The 17,800-nt window shown below is 46.8% G+C and carries 20 protein-coding genes; 1 reads left to right on the forward strand and 19 read right to left on the reverse strand.

Annotated features, from left to right (window positions below; genetic code table 11):
- Window positions 1-191 precede the first annotated feature (191 nt).
- The 15 genes from spo0A to MHB82_RS20320 form a co-directional block, all read right to left on the reverse strand.
- Window positions 192-1,010: a sporulation transcription factor Spo0A gene (gene spo0A / locus MHB82_RS20250; protein WP_095290453.1), complete on the reverse strand. Its 819-nt coding sequence runs from the start codon at window positions 1,008-1,010 to the stop codon at window positions 192-194.
- 193 nt (window positions 1,011-1,203) lie between these two features.
- Window positions 1,204-2,535 (reverse strand): SpoIVB peptidase, encoded by a 1,332-nt coding sequence (gene spoIVB, locus MHB82_RS20255; protein ID WP_095359270.1) that lies wholly within the window; start codon window positions 2,533-2,535, stop codon window positions 1,204-1,206.
- A 102-nt stretch (window positions 2,536-2,637) separates the two neighbouring features.
- A complete protein-coding gene (gene recN / locus MHB82_RS20260; protein ID WP_110759075.1) occupies window positions 2,638-4,374 on the reverse strand; it encodes a DNA repair protein RecN in 1,737 nt (578 codons plus the stop codon).
- A 53-nt stretch (window positions 4,375-4,427) separates the two neighbouring features.
- On the reverse strand, window positions 4,428-4,877 hold the full coding sequence (ahrC, locus tag MHB82_RS20265) for a transcriptional regulator AhrC/ArgR (protein ID WP_095290448.1): 450 nt from the start codon (window positions 4,875-4,877) through the stop codon (window positions 4,428-4,430).
- A gap of 35 nt (window positions 4,878-4,912) precedes the next feature.
- Window positions 4,913-5,398: a hypothetical protein gene (locus MHB82_RS20270; protein ID WP_341175693.1), complete on the reverse strand. Its 486-nt coding sequence runs from the start codon at window positions 5,396-5,398 to the stop codon at window positions 4,913-4,915.
- Between the two features lie 85 nt (window positions 5,399-5,483).
- Window positions 5,484-6,329, reverse strand: a complete 846-nt coding sequence (locus MHB82_RS20275; RefSeq protein ID WP_183521676.1) for a TlyA family RNA methyltransferase — start codon at window positions 6,327-6,329, stop codon at window positions 5,484-5,486.
- A 54-nt stretch (window positions 6,330-6,383) separates the two neighbouring features.
- The gene (dxs, locus tag MHB82_RS20280; protein ID WP_095359274.1) at window positions 6,384-8,291 is read right to left on the reverse strand and encodes a 1-deoxy-D-xylulose-5-phosphate synthase; all 1,908 of its coding nucleotides are present in this window, start codon (window positions 8,289-8,291) and stop codon (window positions 6,384-6,386) included.
- A gap of 284 nt (window positions 8,292-8,575) precedes the next feature.
- A complete protein-coding gene (locus tag MHB82_RS20285; protein ID WP_341175694.1) occupies window positions 8,576-9,481 on the reverse strand; it encodes a polyprenyl synthetase family protein in 906 nt (301 codons plus the stop codon).
- Window positions 9,474-9,731: an exodeoxyribonuclease VII small subunit gene (gene xseB, locus MHB82_RS20290; RefSeq protein WP_095359276.1), complete on the reverse strand. Its 258-nt coding sequence runs from the start codon at window positions 9,729-9,731 to the stop codon at window positions 9,474-9,476. The genes MHB82_RS20285 and xseB overlap by 8 nt, the downstream gene beginning before the upstream one ends.
- Window positions 9,721-11,085, reverse strand: coding sequence for an exodeoxyribonuclease VII large subunit (gene xseA / locus MHB82_RS20295; RefSeq protein WP_095359277.1), 1,365 nt, complete (start codon window positions 11,083-11,085; stop codon window positions 9,721-9,723). The genes xseB and xseA overlap by 11 nt, the downstream gene beginning before the upstream one ends.
- Before the next feature lie 8 nt (window positions 11,086-11,093).
- Window positions 11,094-11,951 (reverse strand): bifunctional methylenetetrahydrofolate dehydrogenase/methenyltetrahydrofolate cyclohydrolase FolD, encoded by an 858-nt coding sequence (gene folD, locus MHB82_RS20300; protein ID WP_095359278.1) that lies wholly within the window; start codon window positions 11,949-11,951, stop codon window positions 11,094-11,096.
- A gap of 47 nt (window positions 11,952-11,998) precedes the next feature.
- Window positions 11,999-12,451 carry a transcription antitermination factor NusB gene (gene nusB / locus MHB82_RS20305; protein ID WP_095359279.1) on the reverse strand — a complete coding sequence of 151 codons (453 nt, stop codon included), beginning with the start codon at window positions 12,449-12,451 and terminating at the stop codon, window positions 11,999-12,001.
- Between the two features lie 218 nt (window positions 12,452-12,669).
- Entirely contained in the window at window positions 12,670-12,903 is a 234-nt protein-coding gene (locus tag MHB82_RS20310; RefSeq protein ID WP_095290432.1) for a DUF2273 domain-containing protein, read from the reverse strand.
- A gap of 14 nt (window positions 12,904-12,917) precedes the next feature.
- Window positions 12,918-13,457, reverse strand: a complete 540-nt coding sequence (amaP, locus tag MHB82_RS20315) for an alkaline shock response membrane anchor protein AmaP (RefSeq protein ID WP_095290430.1) — start codon at window positions 13,455-13,457, stop codon at window positions 12,918-12,920.
- Between the two features lie 154 nt (window positions 13,458-13,611).
- A complete protein-coding gene (locus MHB82_RS20320; RefSeq protein ID WP_024630996.1) occupies window positions 13,612-14,022 on the reverse strand; it encodes an Asp23/Gls24 family envelope stress response protein in 411 nt (136 codons plus the stop codon).
- A gap of 68 nt (window positions 14,023-14,090) precedes the next feature.
- Here MHB82_RS20320 and MHB82_RS20325 point away from each other — a divergent pair, with 68 nt between their 5' ends.
- Window positions 14,091-14,222 carry a hypothetical protein gene (locus MHB82_RS20325; protein ID WP_341175695.1) on the forward strand — a complete coding sequence of 44 codons (132 nt, stop codon included), beginning with the start codon at window positions 14,091-14,093 and terminating at the stop codon, window positions 14,220-14,222.
- 28 nt (window positions 14,223-14,250) lie between these two features.
- Here the strand turns inward: MHB82_RS20325 and accC are convergent, their stop codons facing one another.
- The 4 genes from accC to spoIIIAG form a co-directional block, all read right to left on the reverse strand.
- Window positions 14,251-15,594, reverse strand: coding sequence for an acetyl-CoA carboxylase biotin carboxylase subunit (gene accC / locus MHB82_RS20330; RefSeq protein ID WP_095359280.1), 1,344 nt, complete (start codon window positions 15,592-15,594; stop codon window positions 14,251-14,253).
- Between the two features lie 56 nt (window positions 15,595-15,650).
- Window positions 15,651-16,118, reverse strand: coding sequence for an acetyl-CoA carboxylase biotin carboxyl carrier protein (accB, locus tag MHB82_RS20335; protein WP_095359390.1), 468 nt, complete (start codon window positions 16,116-16,118; stop codon window positions 15,651-15,653).
- Window positions 16,119-16,255: 137 nt separating this feature from the next.
- Window positions 16,256-17,086 carry a SpoIIIAH-like family protein gene (locus MHB82_RS20340; RefSeq protein ID WP_341175696.1) on the reverse strand — a complete coding sequence of 277 codons (831 nt, stop codon included), beginning with the start codon at window positions 17,084-17,086 and terminating at the stop codon, window positions 16,256-16,258.
- Window positions 17,087-17,154: 68 nt separating this feature from the next.
- Complete coding sequence (gene spoIIIAG, locus MHB82_RS20345; protein ID WP_341175697.1) at window positions 17,155-17,793, reverse strand: stage III sporulation protein AG; 639 nt, start codon at window positions 17,791-17,793, stop codon at window positions 17,155-17,157.
- Between the last annotated feature and the right edge of the window lie 7 nt (window positions 17,794-17,800).

Consider the following 17,800-nt stretch of genomic DNA (forward strand, 5'->3'; position numbering starts at 1 on the left):
CTACATCACCAGCGTAGATTTAATTAAATATATATGATATTTACCTCGAAAAAATAAAGTCTTATCTTTAGTTAATTCAAACTTTATGAAAATAAAAAATAATGCCGCAATCTATAGGACGCTAATGGACCTATAAATCACGGCATTCGTATGCTGTTGCTTTCATAATTACCTAACTACTCCCGGTCCTTTCAAGACACCTTATGCTCAATTCTCAGCTTGTCGGCAACCATCGCGATAAACTCGGAGTTCGTCGGTTTCGACTTGCTGATGTTGATCGTGTAACCAAACAGGTGGCTGATGCTGTCGATGTTTCCGCGTGTCCATGCCACTTCAATCGCATGACGGATGGCCCGTTCAACTCGGGATGGTGTTGTTTTGAATTTCTCGGCAATCGCAGGGTACAGCGTTTTGGTAATCGCACCCAAAATTTCGATATTGTTATATACCATGGTGATGGCTTCACGCAAATACTGATATCCTTTAATATGCGCAGGAACGCCGATTTCATGTATGATGGACGTGATGCTGGCATCCAAATTTTTGTGTTTGCCCATTGGAACTACATTGGATTTGTTGGTCATAAACATGGATGAACCACTGTTCGTGCTTGAAGAGACGGTTGTCTGGGATCCAACAAGCTGGCGAACCCGGTTAGCGAGCACTTCCATGTCAAAAGGTTTGAGGATGTAATAAGAAGCACCGAGCTGCACGGCACGCTGTGTGATGTTCTCTTGACCGAATGCCGTAAGCATGATCACTTTCGGTTGTGGATTCAGGTTCAGGTTGCGCAGACGCTCCAATACACCCAGCCCATCCAGATGAGGCATAATAATATCCAGAATCAATACATCCGGCACATCACGGCTTTGCTCCAACAACTGCAGTACTTCTTCCCCGTTGTAGGCAATTCCGGTAACTTCCATATCTTCCTGTTCGGATATATATTCGGCAAGCAAATTCGTAAATTCACGATTATCATCAGCCAGCAATACCTCGATTTTTTGCAAAACGGTATCCTCCTTTGGTTTAACCACTGTTTCGTACATTTCCTTACAGGTTAAATTTTCGACACAGGCGAGGAAATTCCTTCTGTCGAAAATTATTTTTCTTTATTTTTTTTTCGCATTGCTATATAATAAATAATTTATTTCATTATGTGATAATTATCTTTTCCATTCGACAAAAAAATCTTAAGGCGGTTTACCCGGCCTTAAGATTTTTCGCTTTTTCCTTTTTAATCATCACGCCGGCATCCTGTAACATCCACTCGATGAAACAGCCGTAACCTGATTTAGGGTCATTAACAAACACATGTGTCACAGCGCCAATAAGCTTGCCATTCTGAACGATTGGGCTGCCGCTCATTCCCTGAACGATCCCACCCGTTTTATCAAGCAGCTTAGGATCTGTAATGCGAAGTACAAGCCCTTTGGTTGCAGGCTCAGATTGATCGGCCACATGCACAATATCGATCGCGAAACGTTCAACCTGCTGACCATCAACAACAGTCAAAATTTCTGCCGGTCCTTCCTTCACTTCATGTGAGAAAGCGACAGGAATTCCTTTGGTGTATAAACTGTGATCGGGATTGTCAGACATCTTACCAAATATGCCAAAAGCCGTATTACGCTCAATATTGCCTAATATTTTGCTTTCCTTAAGAAAATGTGCACGTTTTTCACCCGGATCTCCGGATTCACTTTTGGATATAGACGTCACATTCGACTGGACAATCTGTCCACTGCCTACAACAATGGATGTTTGAGTATTCATATCCGTAATCACATGCCCCAAAGCTCCATACACGCCTTGATCTGGTGCATAGAACGTTAGCGTGCCTACGCCAGCCGCAGAATCACGAATGTACAACCCAAGCCTCCAGGCCTGATCTTCAGCATCATATGCTGGTGTGAGTCGTGTTTTAACTGTTTCCTTCCCACGCTGCAATACCACATCGATCCCTTTTTTGCTTTTTCCCGCTTGTTCTACAGCTTCAGCAACACCTGCAACGCCATCCAAACGTTTGCCATTCATATGGGTTATCAGATCCCCAAGTTTAATGCCTGCTGTTTCTCCTGGAGAGACTCTCTGGTCTCCTTCAGCACGGACCAAGTGATGACCTACAACCAAAATCCCAGCCGACTTTACTTTTACGCCAATGGTTTGACCCCCGGGTACAACTCGCAAATCCGGAATCACGTTCACATTAACCGTTTTGACCGGAATTTTGCCCCACAGCTTCAAGGTTAATTTCGCTTGCCCTGTCTGCTGAGGATGAAGATGCAATGGTTGCTGCTTCGTGACATGCACTGCTTGCTCCTGTCCATCTAAACCAACAATATCCGGTCGGTCTACAACGGCGCTGGAAGAAGCCGGTACAGCGAGTCGTACATCTGCTTGCCTGCCTGCAAATACCTGTAATTCGTCAGGTAAGGAGGCATAACTCTGCACAGGCTGAATCGCCTGGCTGATTACACATAGAAAGAAGGCAAATAAAAGACCTAGCAATTTCTTCCTGAGGGGGGAATTCAATGGCTGTCACACTCCCTTTGCTTCTTTCGCTTGACGAAAGGTGGTCGCCAATTGCGTACCTATAAGATAACCTTGCCCCCAGGCTTTTATTACTGTCAATCATTACGCCGGTCGCTCGTTTCCTCCTTTTTTGGCTTCCGCCAAATTCAGCATTTCCTGTGCATGATGCAATGTTTTTTCTGTAATTTCAACACCGCCGAGCATACGTGCCAATTCCTTCACTCTGCCCTCGTTTGACAGCGATTCCACCTGCGTCATTGTACGCCCGTCAACGACATGCTTTTCAATGAGGTACTGGTGGTCTGCCATACAGGCAACTTGTGGCAAGTGTGTAATCGAAAACACTTGGCAGGTTGAGGATAAACGGAACAGTTTCTCAGCTATGGATTGTGCCGCCCGTCCGCTAACTCCTGTGTCAACCTCGTCAAATATGAGGACTGGAATTCGATCGTGACGCGCGAAAATACTCTTCATGGCAAGCATCATTCTGGATAACTCACCACCTGATGCAATTTTCCCTAATGGACGCAGCGGTTCGCCCGGATTCGGGGAGATGAGAAATTCCGCATTGTCCGCTCCCTGACGACTGAGCCGGAGCCTGCGCCCGTTCCATTCAATCCCCTTCGGATCTTCTGATGGCGTTATTTGAACACGCAGCGTTGTACGCTCCATTTGAAGATCCTTAAGCTCACTCTCCACCTGAGCAGCGAGTTCATCGGCACACTGCTTGCGTACCCGGCTCAGATCCTCTGCAGAATCCATCACCAGAACCAGGAGCTTGTCACGCTCAGCACGCAGTTTCTCCAGGCGCTCGTCCTTGTTTTCCAGCTGGTCTGTTTCATGGCTAATCTGTTCATAATAATTCAAAATAAGGTCAACACTGTCCCCGTACTTCCGTCTTAGACCAGAAATCAAGTTTAAGCGCTGCTCAACCTCCTCCAGTCGACCGGGGTTAAACTCTATTTTTTCACGGTAATCCCTTAATTGAAATGTAGCATCCTCCAATTGATAAAAGGCCGACTGCAGCTGTTCCACGATAGGCTGTAGTCCTTTGCTATCGTAACCAGAGATATCTTCTATCCGGGAGAGGGCAATGCTTACTGCCTCAAGTCCGCGCTGACCACTAAGCAGATCATATGCACCGACAACGCTGTCCATCATTTTCTCACTATGGGATAGCTTGACCCGTTCTTCACCAAGTAATTCATCTTCACCACTTGTTAAACCGGCAGCAGCAATCTCCTCCAGTTGAAAACGATACATGTCCAGCAGCTGATATGCACGCTGACTTGACTCCTGAAGGGCACGCAGTTCTTTCTCAGCAGTAATGAATCGGCTGTACCTTTCCTGATATTCCGACTTCACTGGACCAATGACAGCTGCTCCGTAGGTATCCAATAAGCCCAGATGGCTTTCAGCACGCAGCAAACTTTGGTGCTCATGCTGACCATGAATATTAATCAGTTTTTCTCCCACTTCTCGCAGCATCGTCAGATTGACCAACTGACCATTGATGCGGGATGTGCTCTTACCCTGGGTATTCAGCTCCCGTCTAATAACGAGGTGTTCTTCAGGTTCACAATGGATCCCAAGCTTCTCCAGTGTTTCCCACACCGGATGACCCTGTTCCATCTCGAACAGAGCTTCCATCTCCGCCTTGTCACAACCGTAACGGATCAGATCGGCCGAACTGCGACCACCTGCGATCAAACCGAGCGCATCGATAATGATTGATTTACCTGCACCTGTTTCCCCAGATAACACATGAAACCCTGCGTGAAATACTACATCCACTTCTTCTACAACAGCCAGATTACGAATCGATAATGTAACTAGCATTGGCCAAAGCACCTCCGGATGACAAACTCAGCAATTATGTTTAAAATCGGATTTTAAGAAATGTAACCCATAATTCGATCGATAACCGTCACACTATTATCTTCAGTACGGCAGATGATGAGAATTGTATCGTCACCACAGATCGTACCCATAACTTCAGTCCATTCAATATTGTCCAGCAACGCCGCAATGGAGTTTGCCGTTCCTGGCAGACATTTCATTACAACCAGATTATTGGTATGGTCAATATGGAGAAAGTTATCCACTAATGCCCGTTTCAACTTCTGGATTGGATTATAACGTTGGTCAGTTGGCAATGAGTACTTGTAACGACCATCATCCATTGGAATTTTGATCAACAGCAATTCTTTAATATCACGGGATACCGTTGCCTGTGTCACCTGAAAACCGGCTTGACGCAGTGCTTCAACCAGATCATCCTGGGTTTCTATTTCATTCTGACTAATAATTTCACGTATCTTAATATGTCGTTGTCCTTTCATACATGCCTCCAGTTTAAATAGTTACCATTGATTCCCTAGCTCAGATCATCCCCATCATATACATCTTCCTCATAATCCATCAAACGGATGATCTTTACGCTGGATTCTTCCGTATCCACGTACAATATACCTTCACAACCTGGATACAACAATAAATAGTACAAAAAGCGATCCCGAATGGCAGGACCTGTGAATTCCACCGGCTGTTTACGCCTTGACGTCTTGACCAAATATCTGATCTCATCACGCTCGGCAACATAATCAACGAACAACCGACTATAATAAACGGATTCATTGACCTCAAAGGCGAGCGGTATCTTCATTTTGCCTCCGATGACTTCATACCCCTCTGCTTCAAGCAGATCAATAACCGGGGAATGCGGTATGTCGGAATTCAGCTGCATGCCTGACAAACTTACCGGTACCGGTCGATTCAGCCAATTACGCAAACCGTAAAAGAGCCATATGATTAAAATGACAGCAAGTACACCAATAACGATTGTGTCGGATTGCCCATTCATCATCGTTCACCTCGAAGACTTATTCGAGGTCCGGCAGTCAATCTCCTGTTAATAGGATCACCTTTCCAGCGAAAAGAAACTCATCCTATGATGAGTTTCCCGTAAAAGTATGAGCGGCTTCCATAGCAACTTGATGGGCAAGTGCATCGAGTGAAGCCAGATCCTTCTCTTGTTGTGATGCGTCCGGTTCTTCCAGACGCCAATGAGCGAGAAATTCGATATTGCCCTCTCCACCGGTAATAGGTGAGAAGGTTAAGCCCCGAAGATTTAAACCAAGTTCATTCGCGAAGTGAAGCATGGTTTCCAGTACTTCCTTGTGTACTTTGGGATCCCGTACCACACCAGACTTACCTACCTTCTCACGTCCTGCCTCAAATTGAGGCTTGATCAATGCTACAATATCTGCCGGCTGCTTCAGAAGAGCAAGCAAGGGCGGCAGTATAATACGCAGCGATATGAAGGATACATCGATGCTGGCAAAGTTCGGCTCAGGTCCAATTAAATCCTCAGGCGTCACATAACGAAAATTGGTTCTTTCCATCACGGTAACCCGGTCATCATTGCGTAACGACCAGTCCAGCTGGTTGTATCCTACATCAATGGCATATACATGCGATGCACCATGTTGTAAAGCACAATCCGTAAATCCACCCGTTGACGAACCAATATCAAGCATGACCAGACCGTTCATGTCAAGACCGAAGTGTTTAATCGCTTTTTCAAGCTTCAATCCACCACGTCCCACATAAGGATGCACTGAGCCTTTAACCTTTAGTTCAGCTTCCCGTGGTATTTTCATGCCTGCCTTTTCAATTCGTTCATTGTTGGCATACACCAGTCCAGCCATGATCGCCGCTTTTGCCTTCTCACGACTTTCATAATAACCCTGCTCGACCAACAGAACATCAATTCGTTCTTTCGGGAGTGACATGTCTTTCTCCTATCATATAGTTAATTCATTTACTTAGGTGAAGCATTCCATTTATCAAGAAGGAAAGCGGGTTCTGGACATGCCGTAAGAGGTCTGAGCTGCCAAACTGCGCAGCTGCACACATACGTTGTCCACTGTAAGCCCAACTTCAGCCCGTTGTTCATTGATGCTGCCATGTTCAATGAAGCGATCTGGAATCCCCATAAGATTAACATGTACATCATGCAGACCCTGTTCAGCATAGAACTCAAGCACTGCGCTGCCCATACTGCCAGCTTGAGAAGCTTCTTCAAGCACAATCAGTTTGGTACCACGAATCGCGAGATCACGAAGCATTTGTTCATCCAGTGGCTTGAGGAAACGTGCATTGATTACTCCGGCTGTAATGCCTTCCTTTTTCACGGTTTCAGCTGCTTCTTCAGCAATTTGAACCATGGAACCCGAAGCGATGATGGCATAACCTTCAGATGGTCGCAGCTGTTCCCAAGTGCCGATTGGAATCGGTACGAGCTGCTCATCCATTGGAACGCCTACCACATTGTTTCGAGGATACCGGTAAGCAATAGGTCCTTCGTTATAATCAAGTGCCGTTTTCATCATGTGACGCAGTTCATTCTCATCCTTCGGCATCATAAGTACAATGTTAGGAATGTGTCTCATAAAGGCCACATCATACACGCCTTGATGCGTCTCTCCATCAGGTCCAACAAATCCCGCACGGTCAATGGCAAAGATCACATTGGCATTATGACGGCAGATATCATGCACGATCTGATCATAAGCTCGCTGCATAAACGTAGAATATACGGCAAAGACAGGCTTCAAGCCTTCCATGGCCAGTGCAGCACACATGGTTGCCGCATGCTGCTCTGCAATCCCTACATCAATCATGCGGTCCGGGAATTCCTTGCTAAAAGGAATAAGCCCCGATCCAGTCGGCATAGCAGGCGTTACAGCAACAATACGCTGGTCTTCTTTTGCAAGTTCAACGAGTGTCTGCCCAAATATTTCGGTGTACATTGGTTTGCCAACTGCCTTGAGCACCTGACCGGATTCTATTTTATATGGGGAGATACCATGCCATTTGTGTGAGTCTGCCTCAGCTGGCTGGTATCCTTTACCCTTGGTTGTGAGAACATGAACGAGAACTGGTCCCTCCACGTTATCCGCTTGTTTGAACGTCTCAATTAATTTGGGAATGTCATGTCCATCGATGGGTCCCAAATAAGTGAAGCCGAGTTCTTCAAACAAAACACCCGGAACCATCATATATTTGACGCTATCTTTAATCCAGCTTGCCGATTTGGCCAAACGGTCTCCAATGGCAGGAATCTTTTTGAGCATTCCTTCCACATCATCTTTGGCTTTTAGATAATGCCGATCGGAACGGATTTTGCTTAAATATTTATGCATCGCCCCGACATTGGGTGCAATGGACATTTCATTATCATTCAGAATGACCATCAGTTTTTTCTGCTCATGACCAATGTGATTAAGTGCCTCAAAGGCCATACCACCTGTAAGAGCTCCATCGCCAATCATGGCAATAACCTGATTATCTTCACCCTTCAAATCACGTGCAAGTGCCATACCCATGGCAGCAGACAAGGATGTACTGCTGTGTCCAGCCTCCCATACATCATGTTCGCTCTCGTTACGCTTGACGAACCCGCACAATCCATTGTGCTGACGCAATGTATCAAAACGGTCCATGCGTCCAGTAAGAATTTTATGCACATACGCTTGATGCCCTACATCGTAAATCATTTTGTCTACCGGACTGTTATAACAGTAGTGCAGGGCTACCGTGAGCTCAACCACGCCTAAATTCGGTGCCAGATGCCCCCCCGTTACGGACAATTTCTCAATCAGAAATTGCCGAATCTCTGCGGATAATAAAACAAGATCATCCGGAGACATCGATTTTAGATCACTGGGTTGTTTAATTTGTGGAAGCAGCACGAGAATCTCCCCGCTTTCCTAGATTGTTTGATTAAGTGGATAACACTTTTTAAACTGAATTTTATTAAATAACATTAAATCATTATAACATAAAAGAACAGGAATCATAATTTACGGCTTCATACTCCAGATTGCGAGCTTTTTCGCCAGCAAGATAAGTGAATTGAACCATTATTATGTATCCGTTACGTCAAACGTAATCACCGTGCAAAAAGCACATTAACATTATTACACCGATCTGAATCTTACGAAACAGCCGCAGGGCAGTTTCATTTACTTTTAGACTAATGATCTCTGCGCATTAAATAATCTGCAATCTCCATCAACCGCGATGAATCTGATAGCTCTGCTCTGCCGAGGGCCTCTTTTGCAGATTGGGTCAAGGACTTCACCTGTTCTTGAGACGCTTCCATACCTATGAAAAATGGATAAGTCACCTTTTGCTGATTTACATCACTTTGGGTTTTCTTGCCCATTTTTTGCTCATCGCCAGTCAGATCAAGGATATCGTCCTGAATCTGAAAAGCAAGACCAAGATCACGTCCGAATACACGCAGTGCATCAAGCTGTCCTTCTTGTGCACCACCAATACGGGCACCAGCCAGCAAGGAGAACACGATCAAATCACCGGTTTTATGCAAATGAATATATTGCAGTTGTTCCAGATTCGTCATCCCTTGCTCACCTTCCATATCGGCTACTTGCCCACCAACCATGCCACGGGCACCAGCCAGTTCGGAAAGATCCTCCACAATAGAAAGCAAGGCTTCTGCCGGCACACCGTTCTTGCGGCCAGCTTGCACTACACTATAGAACGCATGAGTCAACAAAGCATCCCCTGCAAGAATAGCGGTGGCTTCACCATAAACCTTGTGATTCGTTAATTTTCCCCGACGATAGTCATCATTATCCATTGCAGGCAGGTCATCGTGGATAAGTGAATAAGTGTGTACCATTTCCACGGCGCAGGCTACCGGAAGCGCAGCTGCACGATGTGCTCCGAGGGCTTCCGCCGCAGCGACGACCAGAAGAGGACGGAGGCGCTTGCCTCCAGCCATAAGAGAATACTGCATCGCATCACGCAGGGATTGAGGCACATCCCAGTGAACTGGGAGAATCTCTTTTAAAGCTTCCGTAACCTCATCTGTTGTCTGTTGGAGATACTGTTCAAAGGAAGGACGACTACTCATTGCCTTCACCGCTCTCAACTTCCGAAGTTCCGAACGGCTTTTTCCGAAGTTCCCCATCTTCTTCTACGATCATTTCAATCTTGCGTTCCACTTGTTCCAGCTTGATTCCGCATAACTGGGAGAGTTTCATTCCTCGCTGAAACAGATCAATGGCCTGTTCTAATGGAACATCCCCATGTTCCAGCTGAGCTACGATATCTTCAAGTGCCGCCATTGCCTCTTCAAAATTCAGTTCCGGTTCATTCGCCATGGATGTTGTCATCCTCCTTCATTCCCCAAACCTGACAGTCCAGCTGTCCGTCTGTTAATTTAATCTTAATTGAATCTCCAGGCTGCACTTCCTTCAACGATTTGATCAGTCTTTGCTCCTGCTCGTCATACACCAGACTATATCCGCGTGACATGACTTTTAGCGGACTTAGAGCATCGAGGTGGCGCACGGAAGATTTCCATTGCTGCTGCTTCGATCTGACGATAGACCTCATCGCAAGTTCAAGCTGACGCCGCGCTGCGGCATTTTCCCGTTGAGCCGTATTCACCTGTTCGCGTGGATTGAACCGCTGCAGTGCAGCACGCAGACGCTCCTGTTTCTCCGCGGTCCATTTCATTCGGGTATCTACTGTTCTCAACAGCCGCTGATGCAGCATGTCCAATCGTTCTGTATGCTGCATCAATGTCCGTCTTGGGTGGACAAGTACCGGCGAACGCTGTAATCTTGCAAGTCGTTCACGGTTATGTGCAGCCCGTTGACGCAGACTATGCTGGAGCTGACGCTGTCTTAGCGCAATCTGGTCAAGCAGCTCTGCACGGTTTGGCACAGCCAGTTCAGCAGCCGCTGTTGGCGTCGCAGCCCGCAGGTCTGCTGCAAAGTCTGCAATGGTAAAATCAGTTTCGTGTCCGACTGCAGAGATCACAGGGATATCTGAATCAACAATGGCTCTGGCGACCATCTCTTCATTAAAAGCCCACAGTTCCTCCAGTGATCCCCCGCCACGGCCTACAATCAGCACGTCCGCTTCACCAAGGAGATTCAGGTTGCGAATGGCTTTTACGATTGAAGGTGCTGCGCCTTTACCCTGGACCAGAACAGGATATAGAAGCACTTTCGCAGAAGGGTATCTGCGCTGCAATGTAATCATGATATCCCTTACCGCTGCTCCTGTAGGAGACGTAACTACACCGATCGTTTTGGGATACCGAGGAATAGTACGTTTCCTGGACGAAGAGAAAAGCCCCTCATCCTCGAGTTTCTTTTTCAGTTGCTCATAAGCCAGATAGAGGCTTCCGATCCCATCAGGCTGCATCTGAGTAGCGTAAAATTGATATTGACCGTCCCGCTCATAAACCGATACATTACCACGAGCAATAACCCTTGCACCCTCCTTTGGCACAAAGGGCAATCGCTGATTGTGGGACGCGAACATAATAGCCTTAATCCGGCTGTCCTTATCCTTCAATGTAAAATACATATGGCCGCTAGAGTGATGTGTGAAGTTGGATATCTCCCCACGCAGCCAGACGTCCGACAGGACCTGATCGGATTCCAATTTCATTCGGATATACCGATTCAGGTCTTTGATGGAGTAGATCTGCCGATCTGCCACAGATGTACCTAGGCCAATCCGTGAGCGCGTTTGGCAGCGATCAGTGTATTTTGCATCAGCATGGTGATCGTCATTGGTCCAACGCCACCCGGAACTGGAGTAATAGGACCGGAAACTTCCTTCACACTTTCAAAATCCACGTCTCCAGCCAATTTACCATTGTCCAAACGGTTCATACCCACATCGATGACTACAGCACCCGGTTTCACATAATCGGCATCCACGAAGTTTGCACGACCGATCGCTACGACCAATATGTCGGCTTGACGTGTAATTTCTTTCATGTTTGCCGTACGTGAATGACACATCGTTACGGTTGCATTCTCACGTTGAAGCAGCAAAGATACCGGTTTACCCACAATATTGCTGCGTCCGATTACAACAGCATGCTTACCCGACATTTCCAATCCTGTCCGCTTGATCAGTTCAATCACTCCAGCAGGTGTACATGGCAGCAAACTGTCATCGCCGATCACAAGGTTACCCACATTGACCGGATGGAAACCGTCCACATCTTTTTCAACCGCTATTGCATCAATAACAGCTTTCTCCTCAATATGCTTCGGTAATGGAAGCTGAACGAGAATCCCGTTGATCGAGCTCTGATTGTTCAGCTTGTCCACCAGAGCCAGCAAGTCCTCTTGGGACGTACCTGCATCGAGACGATGTACTTCAGAGTAAAAACCGAGATCGTGACAAGCTTTTTCCTTATTTCGCACATAGACTTGGGATGCCGGATCTTCCCCGACGAGCACAACAGCCAGACCAGGCACAACCCCCTGTTCGCTAAGCTGCTTTACTTCTTCAGTTATGCCTGCGCGGATCTCCTGGGACACTTCTTTACCGTTAATAATAGATGCTGTCATTGTACTCTCTCTCCCTTATGTGAACATTTAATAAGTAACTCGCTATTTTAGGACAATTTCGCTTTAATCGTGTCAACTTCCTGGATCATGCGTCCAAGTACACCGTTAACGAACTTCCCGGATTCTTCTGTACCAAAATGCTTGGACAATTCAATCGCTTCGTTGACCGACACTTTCGCCGGAACGTCATCACGAAATACCATTTCATAAGCGGCCAGCCGCAAGATCTGACGGTCTACCCGAGACAGACGGCTAATTTGCCAGCCCTTGAGATAATCCACCAGCAATCCGTCGATGGCTTCCTTATGATTCCATGCTCCTTGAACAATTTCCGTTACATAACTGCGCATTACATCTGCATCGTGAATAACGACTTCCGTTTCATTTTCCTCTGCCGCTTCGTTAATCAGCATATTTACAGCTTCAGCTGCACCCACTTCATTCATTTCCATCTGATACAGACTTTGTATCGCAATTTCCCTTGCCAAACGTCTTTTCATGTCCTGCCTCCTGCAGCGCTCATCCGAGCGTCATCATGCTTATTTTAAAATAAAAGAACCATTCACGCACCATGTTTGTGATGCGAAATGAAGTGGCCTTTACGATATGGTTATTGTTATCCCTTTTCACAAAAAAACCTGCAGTACGTTTCCTCCAAAAAACGGGCATATTAAACTAAGCTCTTTTCGGAAGAAACATATTGCAGGGTTCAGGTGGCTCACTTAAACGGACGCCAGCGCTCTCCAAGCCATTGTCCCCATTCCCTCCAAGGAATGAACAAGCCCAGCTTCGAATCGCTTCGTCTGCCTAATGTATAACCGATGAACACCAAAAGTGCAAAGAACAACATATCCCAAAACCCGGTAAACAAATAAAGAAATCCAAAAAAGATGCCGCCCACAATTCCGGTTATCCGGCCTCTGTGACTATCCCAAATCTCTCTCCACAGCATCAGTGAAACTCACCTCATTCCACTCGACTCTTGTAGTTAGGCGACTGGGTAACATTGGCAACATACACGGTTACATTCGAAACCGGGATCCCCGTAATCTCGTGTACATGATCATGTATGGCCTTTTGCAAATCCGAACTCAGCGTTGGAATTGGCGTCTCGCCATCGACCACTGCACGGATCATAATCTCCAATCCCGACTCAACCACACGAATACGTGCCTTAACATCGCGTACTCCCCGGAAGCGGGAAGTTGCTTTCAGGCAGAGATTTTCAATGGTCTCCATTGAGATCTGCACATCACCGTATTCCGTACGCTGATCTACAGATGGCAACGAAGCCCGCCCACGCCGTACCGAGATGTAAAAAAAGCGCAAACTCAGGATAAACAAAATCGCAGCTGCAACAACGGCTGCAACAATGACGTTCTGTTCCTGCTGGTAATTCAATTCGTAAGGCAGTACTCCACTAATGAGTAGAATGACAACTGCCGATATTGCTCCAACGCTTATGCTGTATATAAACAACAGAAGCCGATCCAGTATTTTCGCCACGAACTGCACAGCCTCCCTTGCTCACTAACGTTGCTGTAACCTGAACATATGCATATCATGTCAACACGTTCTATCCATATGTCCTAATGGAAGATGAAGACATGTCCAAGACGGGATAACCCCCGGCAGTCATGCCGGGGGAATCTGTCTTCTTTTATTTTACACGCTGACTGTTCAGGTCAATCTCTTCCACTTTTTCAGTGCTTTTGAACTGAACGTCATGAATGTGCACATTAACTTCGTTCACATTCAATCCAGTCATATTCTCAATGGAGCGTTTAACATTTTGTTGGATTTCAGTAGCTACTTGGGGAAGACGATAACCATACTCGATGATAACCGACACATCCACTGCAGCCTCGCGTTGGCCCACTTCCACTTTAACGCCCTTGGAGAGGTTTTTGCGACCAAGCAATTCAGCAAATCCGCCAGCGAAACCACCGCTCATGCCCGCTACTCCTTTAACTTCTACCGTAGCCAGCCCAGCAATTACTTCAATGACTTCAGGTGCGATCTGGATTTCACCGATATCCGTTCGTTCAAATTCTGTCGGTAGTGTACTCATAACTGTTCAACACACCTTTCGCGTAATAAGTTTGCGGCCATCCGTCAGGGCGCTGTCCTACAGGCTTGATGGCTATGGACACCCTGCCGGTCCGGGCTATTCCGGAACCCCTGCAAGCAAACTTCACCACGATAAGTGTGGGCTTATCCCTTGCAGGAGACATGCGCTCTTATTATTACATACTATATCATTTGGGCTAGATTATGACAAACAAGCCCAATATGCTTGTTAAATCTCGTTTTCCTCGAGGAATTTAATATCAAAATCGCCCCGAATGAACGTTGGATGTTCCAGCAATTTCTGATGGAAAGGAATCGTCGTTGAGATGCCTTCAATGGCAAACTCAGCAAGCGCACGTTTCATCTTGGCAATCGCCTCTTCCCTATTCGCACCCCACACAATCAATTTAGCGATCATGGAGTCATAAAACGGAGAAATCGTGTAGCCCGGATAAGCTGCGCTATCCACGCGGACACCTGGACCACCTGGTGCAAGATAAAAACCGATTTTACCTGGTGAAGGCATAAAATTGCGATCCGGATCTTCAGCATTGATACGGCATTCAATTGACCATCCGTTGATGACAACGTCTTCCTGACGGAATGACAGTGGGTTGCCTTCAGCAACCGAGATCATTTCACGAATCAGATCCACACCTGTCACCATTTCGGTAACGGGATGTTCCACTTGAATACGCGTATTCATTTCCATGAAATAGAATTCTCCGTTAGGGCTGAGCAAAAACTCAAGTGTTCCTGCACCGGAGTAATCCACAGCCAGTGCTGCACGAACCGCAGCCTCGCCCATCCGTGTACGTACTTCCTCATTCAGCACTGGACAAGGTGCTTCTTCCACCAGCTTCTGACGACGGCGTTGAACAGAACAATCACGCTCGCCAAGGTGTACTGCGTTTCCATGCTTGTCGGCAATGATCTGAATCTCGACGTGTTTCATACCTGTCAGGAATTTCTCCAGGTACACCCCGCCGTTGCCAAAAGCCTTTTGCGCTTCCTGCTGAGCAGCTGTAATCTGTTTGATCAGGGCTTCTTCATCTTCTGCGATACGAATACCCTTACCTCCGCCACCTGCAGTAGCTTTGATAATAACAGGGTAGCCGATATCCCGGCCAAGCATGATCGCTTCTTCCATGCTTTCGACAAGACCATCGGATCCCGGAATAACAGGAACGCCCGCGTCTTTCATCGTTTGCTTGGCGACAGCTTTGTCACCCATCTTGGTTATCGCTTCAGGGGAAGGACCGATAAAGGTGATGTTGCAGGAATCACAAATTTCCGCAAAATCGGCGTTCTCCGCAAGGAATCCATAACCAGGGTGTATTGCGTCACATTCCGTCAATGTCGCCACACTCATCAGGTTGGTGAAATTGAGATAGCTGTCTTTGGACAACGTAGGCCCAATACAATAGGCTTCGTCTGCAAGACGTACATGCAGAGAATCCTTGTCCGCTTCCGAATAAACCGCAACTGTCGAAATACCGAGCTCACGACAGGCACGAATAATGCGTACCGCGATCTCTCCACGGTTCGCAATCAGTATTTTTTGAAATTTCATTTCGTTATTGTCCTCCTTCGAAGCTCAAGCGGTTGCCGCTCTCCGGCGATTTACCGTTATTCCGGTTTAACCAGGAACAGGGGCTGTCCATACTCGACCAGCTGTCCGTTCTCAACCAGCACTTCAACGATTTCTCCCTTGATGTCGGCATCAAGCTCGTTCATCAGCTTCATCGCTTCAATGATACATACCGTTGTTTTATCAACAACCTTATCACCAACGCTTACAAAAGGACCCGCTTCCGGTGAAGAAGCTCTGTAAAAAGTACCCACCATCGGGGATACAATTTTATGTAAATGGCTTGTAGTATCCACTTGCGGAGCAGCTTCTGTTACGACTGCAGCAGGTTGTTGTGCCTGCGGAGCAGCAATGACTTGCGGTTGAACCGCTGCTGCCTGAACGTATTCGGTTTTACCCGGTTTGCGGATCGACAGACGTGATCCTTCATTTTCAATTTCCAACTCCTGAACGGAACTTTCATCCACCAGTTTGATCAGTTCTTTGATCTCACTCAATTTAAACATTTCCATTATTCACTCCTTCGGCATCATGCCAGTCTCACTAGGACGGTCATATGGCTTTATGTATTATATCATAATCGTTAAAAATGGAAAGAGCCCGAGACTTTAACAAGCTCCCGGGCACTTCTCCATGGATCAGATTACTGTTCCGTCACGTATTGCACGCTGATTCTGTTTTGCGTAACCGCGAGCTCTTTCATGACCAAGTCCACGATAGAAACGGCTTGCTTAACGTCCAGTTTTTCACTAAGCACGACTACTTTATACTTGTCCGCATCTTCTTGTACGATCGCATTGGCGAACTGTTGGGACAGCGTTTCTTCAATGCCGTTAATTTTCGCTTCTTTTTCCTCCAATGCACGGAGCTCTTCCGTCGCTTTCGCGTTTTCCTCTGGGGTTTTGCTCAGATCGCCGGCAATGGTCATAAGTTCCTCATATTTGCGATTGTTGCTCTCTTCACGCTGCCATTGATAATTTTGGAACTGACTGCTTGCGGATGCCGCCGTATTTTGTTCTTCCATCTCTTTCAGTACTTCTTCATCCGTTTTGGTTGCACTTCCCTCTGTCTGACTGCTGGCATCAGGTGTAGCGGTCGTTCCTTTATCTGCTTCTTCATTCGTTTCAGCCTTGTTCTCACCTGACTCAGTTGCTGGAGTTTGCTCTGTTTCAGCAGCCTGCTGTCCTTCAGCAGCCGCAGGATTCTCCGTTTCCTCGGAAGCTGGCTGGCCTGCAGGATCAGAACCGGTTACTTCGCCTTCGTTCACAACTTCATTGACAACCAAACCTTCTGTAGGATCAAGAATGCCGGCGGTCTCTTTGACTTCCCCCTGATTGATACCATCCACTTGCTGGCTCTCCGCCACTGGGACATTAACTGGACCAGAGTCCTCTGTGAACAGATAATATGCGGACAAAATGACCATCAGACTCAGCATAGAAACGAGCCATACCGTTTGGCGTTTGTTATTCATTAGAACTTCCTCCTCAAATTAGCTTGATTCGTATAATAACTGGGCCATTACACTTGGATTGCACTTGACTAGTCCTGTTTACGAGGCACAACCGATATTCGGTATGCAGCGACATTCAGTCCTTTTTCCACGGCATCGGTTATCAGATCCTTCACGACCTTGTTTTCGGCACCTTTGGCAACGACGAGCACCCCCCTGATCTGTGGTTTGAGCTTTTTCGTAACAATCGGTGTCTGATCCCCTGAAATTTCATAAGTAATGATCTCACCATCGCGGGTATATTGGGTCATGTGCCTTTTGCCTCCGTTTGCATCCGTCTCCTCGGTCAGCTGCTGGAAATCTTTTACGTTTCGTTGCACGACCAACTCCTCGGTTGAATCGACAGTGACCATGACATCCACCGTTCCTACACCAACGATGTTTTCAAGTACACCTTTGATCTTGTCTTCAAATGCGAATTCTATGGCCTGAAACGGATTCTGATCTGCCGGATCAGTTGGTAAAGACGCCATCGATGCTACCGGATCCGGGGGTTCTCGTCCGATGTTCTCGGAATCAATCTTTTTCACATTGACGAAGGAGTTAAACAGCATAATTCCTACTCCGATCAGGCCCAGAATGATGAGCCAGCGGAACGTCTGGCTTCGTCTGGCTCCGCCTTCCCCACCACCGAGCAGGCCTTCAATCTTTTTAAGCCATTGCTTCATCGGATAC

The sequence above is a fragment of the Paenibacillus sp. FSL K6-2862 genome (assembly GCF_038005125.1).
In the GTDB taxonomy this organism is placed as follows: Bacteria; Bacillota; Bacilli; order Paenibacillales; family Paenibacillaceae; genus Paenibacillus; species Paenibacillus illinoisensis_A.

What these genes read in the sequence shown, in the direction of transcription:
- spoIIIAG (WP_341175697.1), bottom strand. Translation starts at nt 17,793, where the DNA reads ATGAAGCAATGGCTTAAAAAGATTGAAGGCCTGCTCGGTGGTGGGGAA.
- nusB (WP_095359279.1), bottom strand. Translation starts at nt 12,451, where the DNA reads ATGAAAAGACGTTTGGCAAGGGAAATTGCGATACAAAGTCTGTATCAG.
- accB (WP_095359390.1), bottom strand. Translation starts at nt 16,118, where the DNA reads ATGTTTAAATTGAGTGAGATCAAAGAACTGATCAAACTGGTGGATGAA.
- recN (WP_110759075.1), bottom strand. Translation starts at nt 4,374, where the DNA reads ATGCTAGTTACATTATCGATTCGTAATCTGGCTGTTGTAGAAGAAGTG.
- xseB (WP_095359276.1), bottom strand. Translation starts at nt 9,731, where the DNA reads ATGGCGAATGAACCGGAACTGAATTTTGAAGAGGCAATGGCGGCACTT.
- MHB82_RS20275 (WP_183521676.1), bottom strand. Translation starts at nt 6,329, where the DNA reads ATGTCACTCCCGAAAGAACGAATTGATGTTCTGTTGGTCGAGCAGGGT.
- MHB82_RS20270 (WP_341175693.1), bottom strand. Translation starts at nt 5,398, where the DNA reads ATGAATGGGCAATCCGACACAATCGTTATTGGTGTACTTGCTGTCATT.
- MHB82_RS20340 (WP_341175696.1), bottom strand. Translation starts at nt 17,086, where the DNA reads ATGAATAACAAACGCCAAACGGTATGGCTCGTTTCTATGCTGAGTCTG.
- MHB82_RS20285 (WP_341175694.1), bottom strand. Translation starts at nt 9,481, where the DNA reads ATGAGTAGTCGTCCTTCCTTTGAACAGTATCTCCAACAGACAACAGAT.
- MHB82_RS20325 (WP_341175695.1), top strand. Translation starts at nt 14,091, where the DNA reads ATGGCTATGGACACCCTGCCGGTCCGGGCTATTCCGGAACCCCTGCAA.
- ahrC (WP_095290448.1), bottom strand. Translation starts at nt 4,877, where the DNA reads ATGAAAGGACAACGACATATTAAGATACGTGAAATTATTAGTCAGAAT.
- MHB82_RS20320 (WP_024630996.1), bottom strand. Translation starts at nt 14,022, where the DNA reads ATGAGTACACTACCGACAGAATTTGAACGAACGGATATCGGTGAAATC.
- accC (WP_095359280.1), bottom strand. Translation starts at nt 15,594, where the DNA reads ATGAAATTTCAAAAAATACTGATTGCGAACCGTGGAGAGATCGCGGTA.
- MHB82_RS20310 (WP_095290432.1), bottom strand. Translation starts at nt 12,903, where the DNA reads ATGCTGTGGAGAGAGATTTGGGATAGTCACAGAGGCCGGATAACCGGA.
- folD (WP_095359278.1), bottom strand. Translation starts at nt 11,951, where the DNA reads ATGACAGCATCTATTATTAACGGTAAAGAAGTGTCCCAGGAGATCCGC.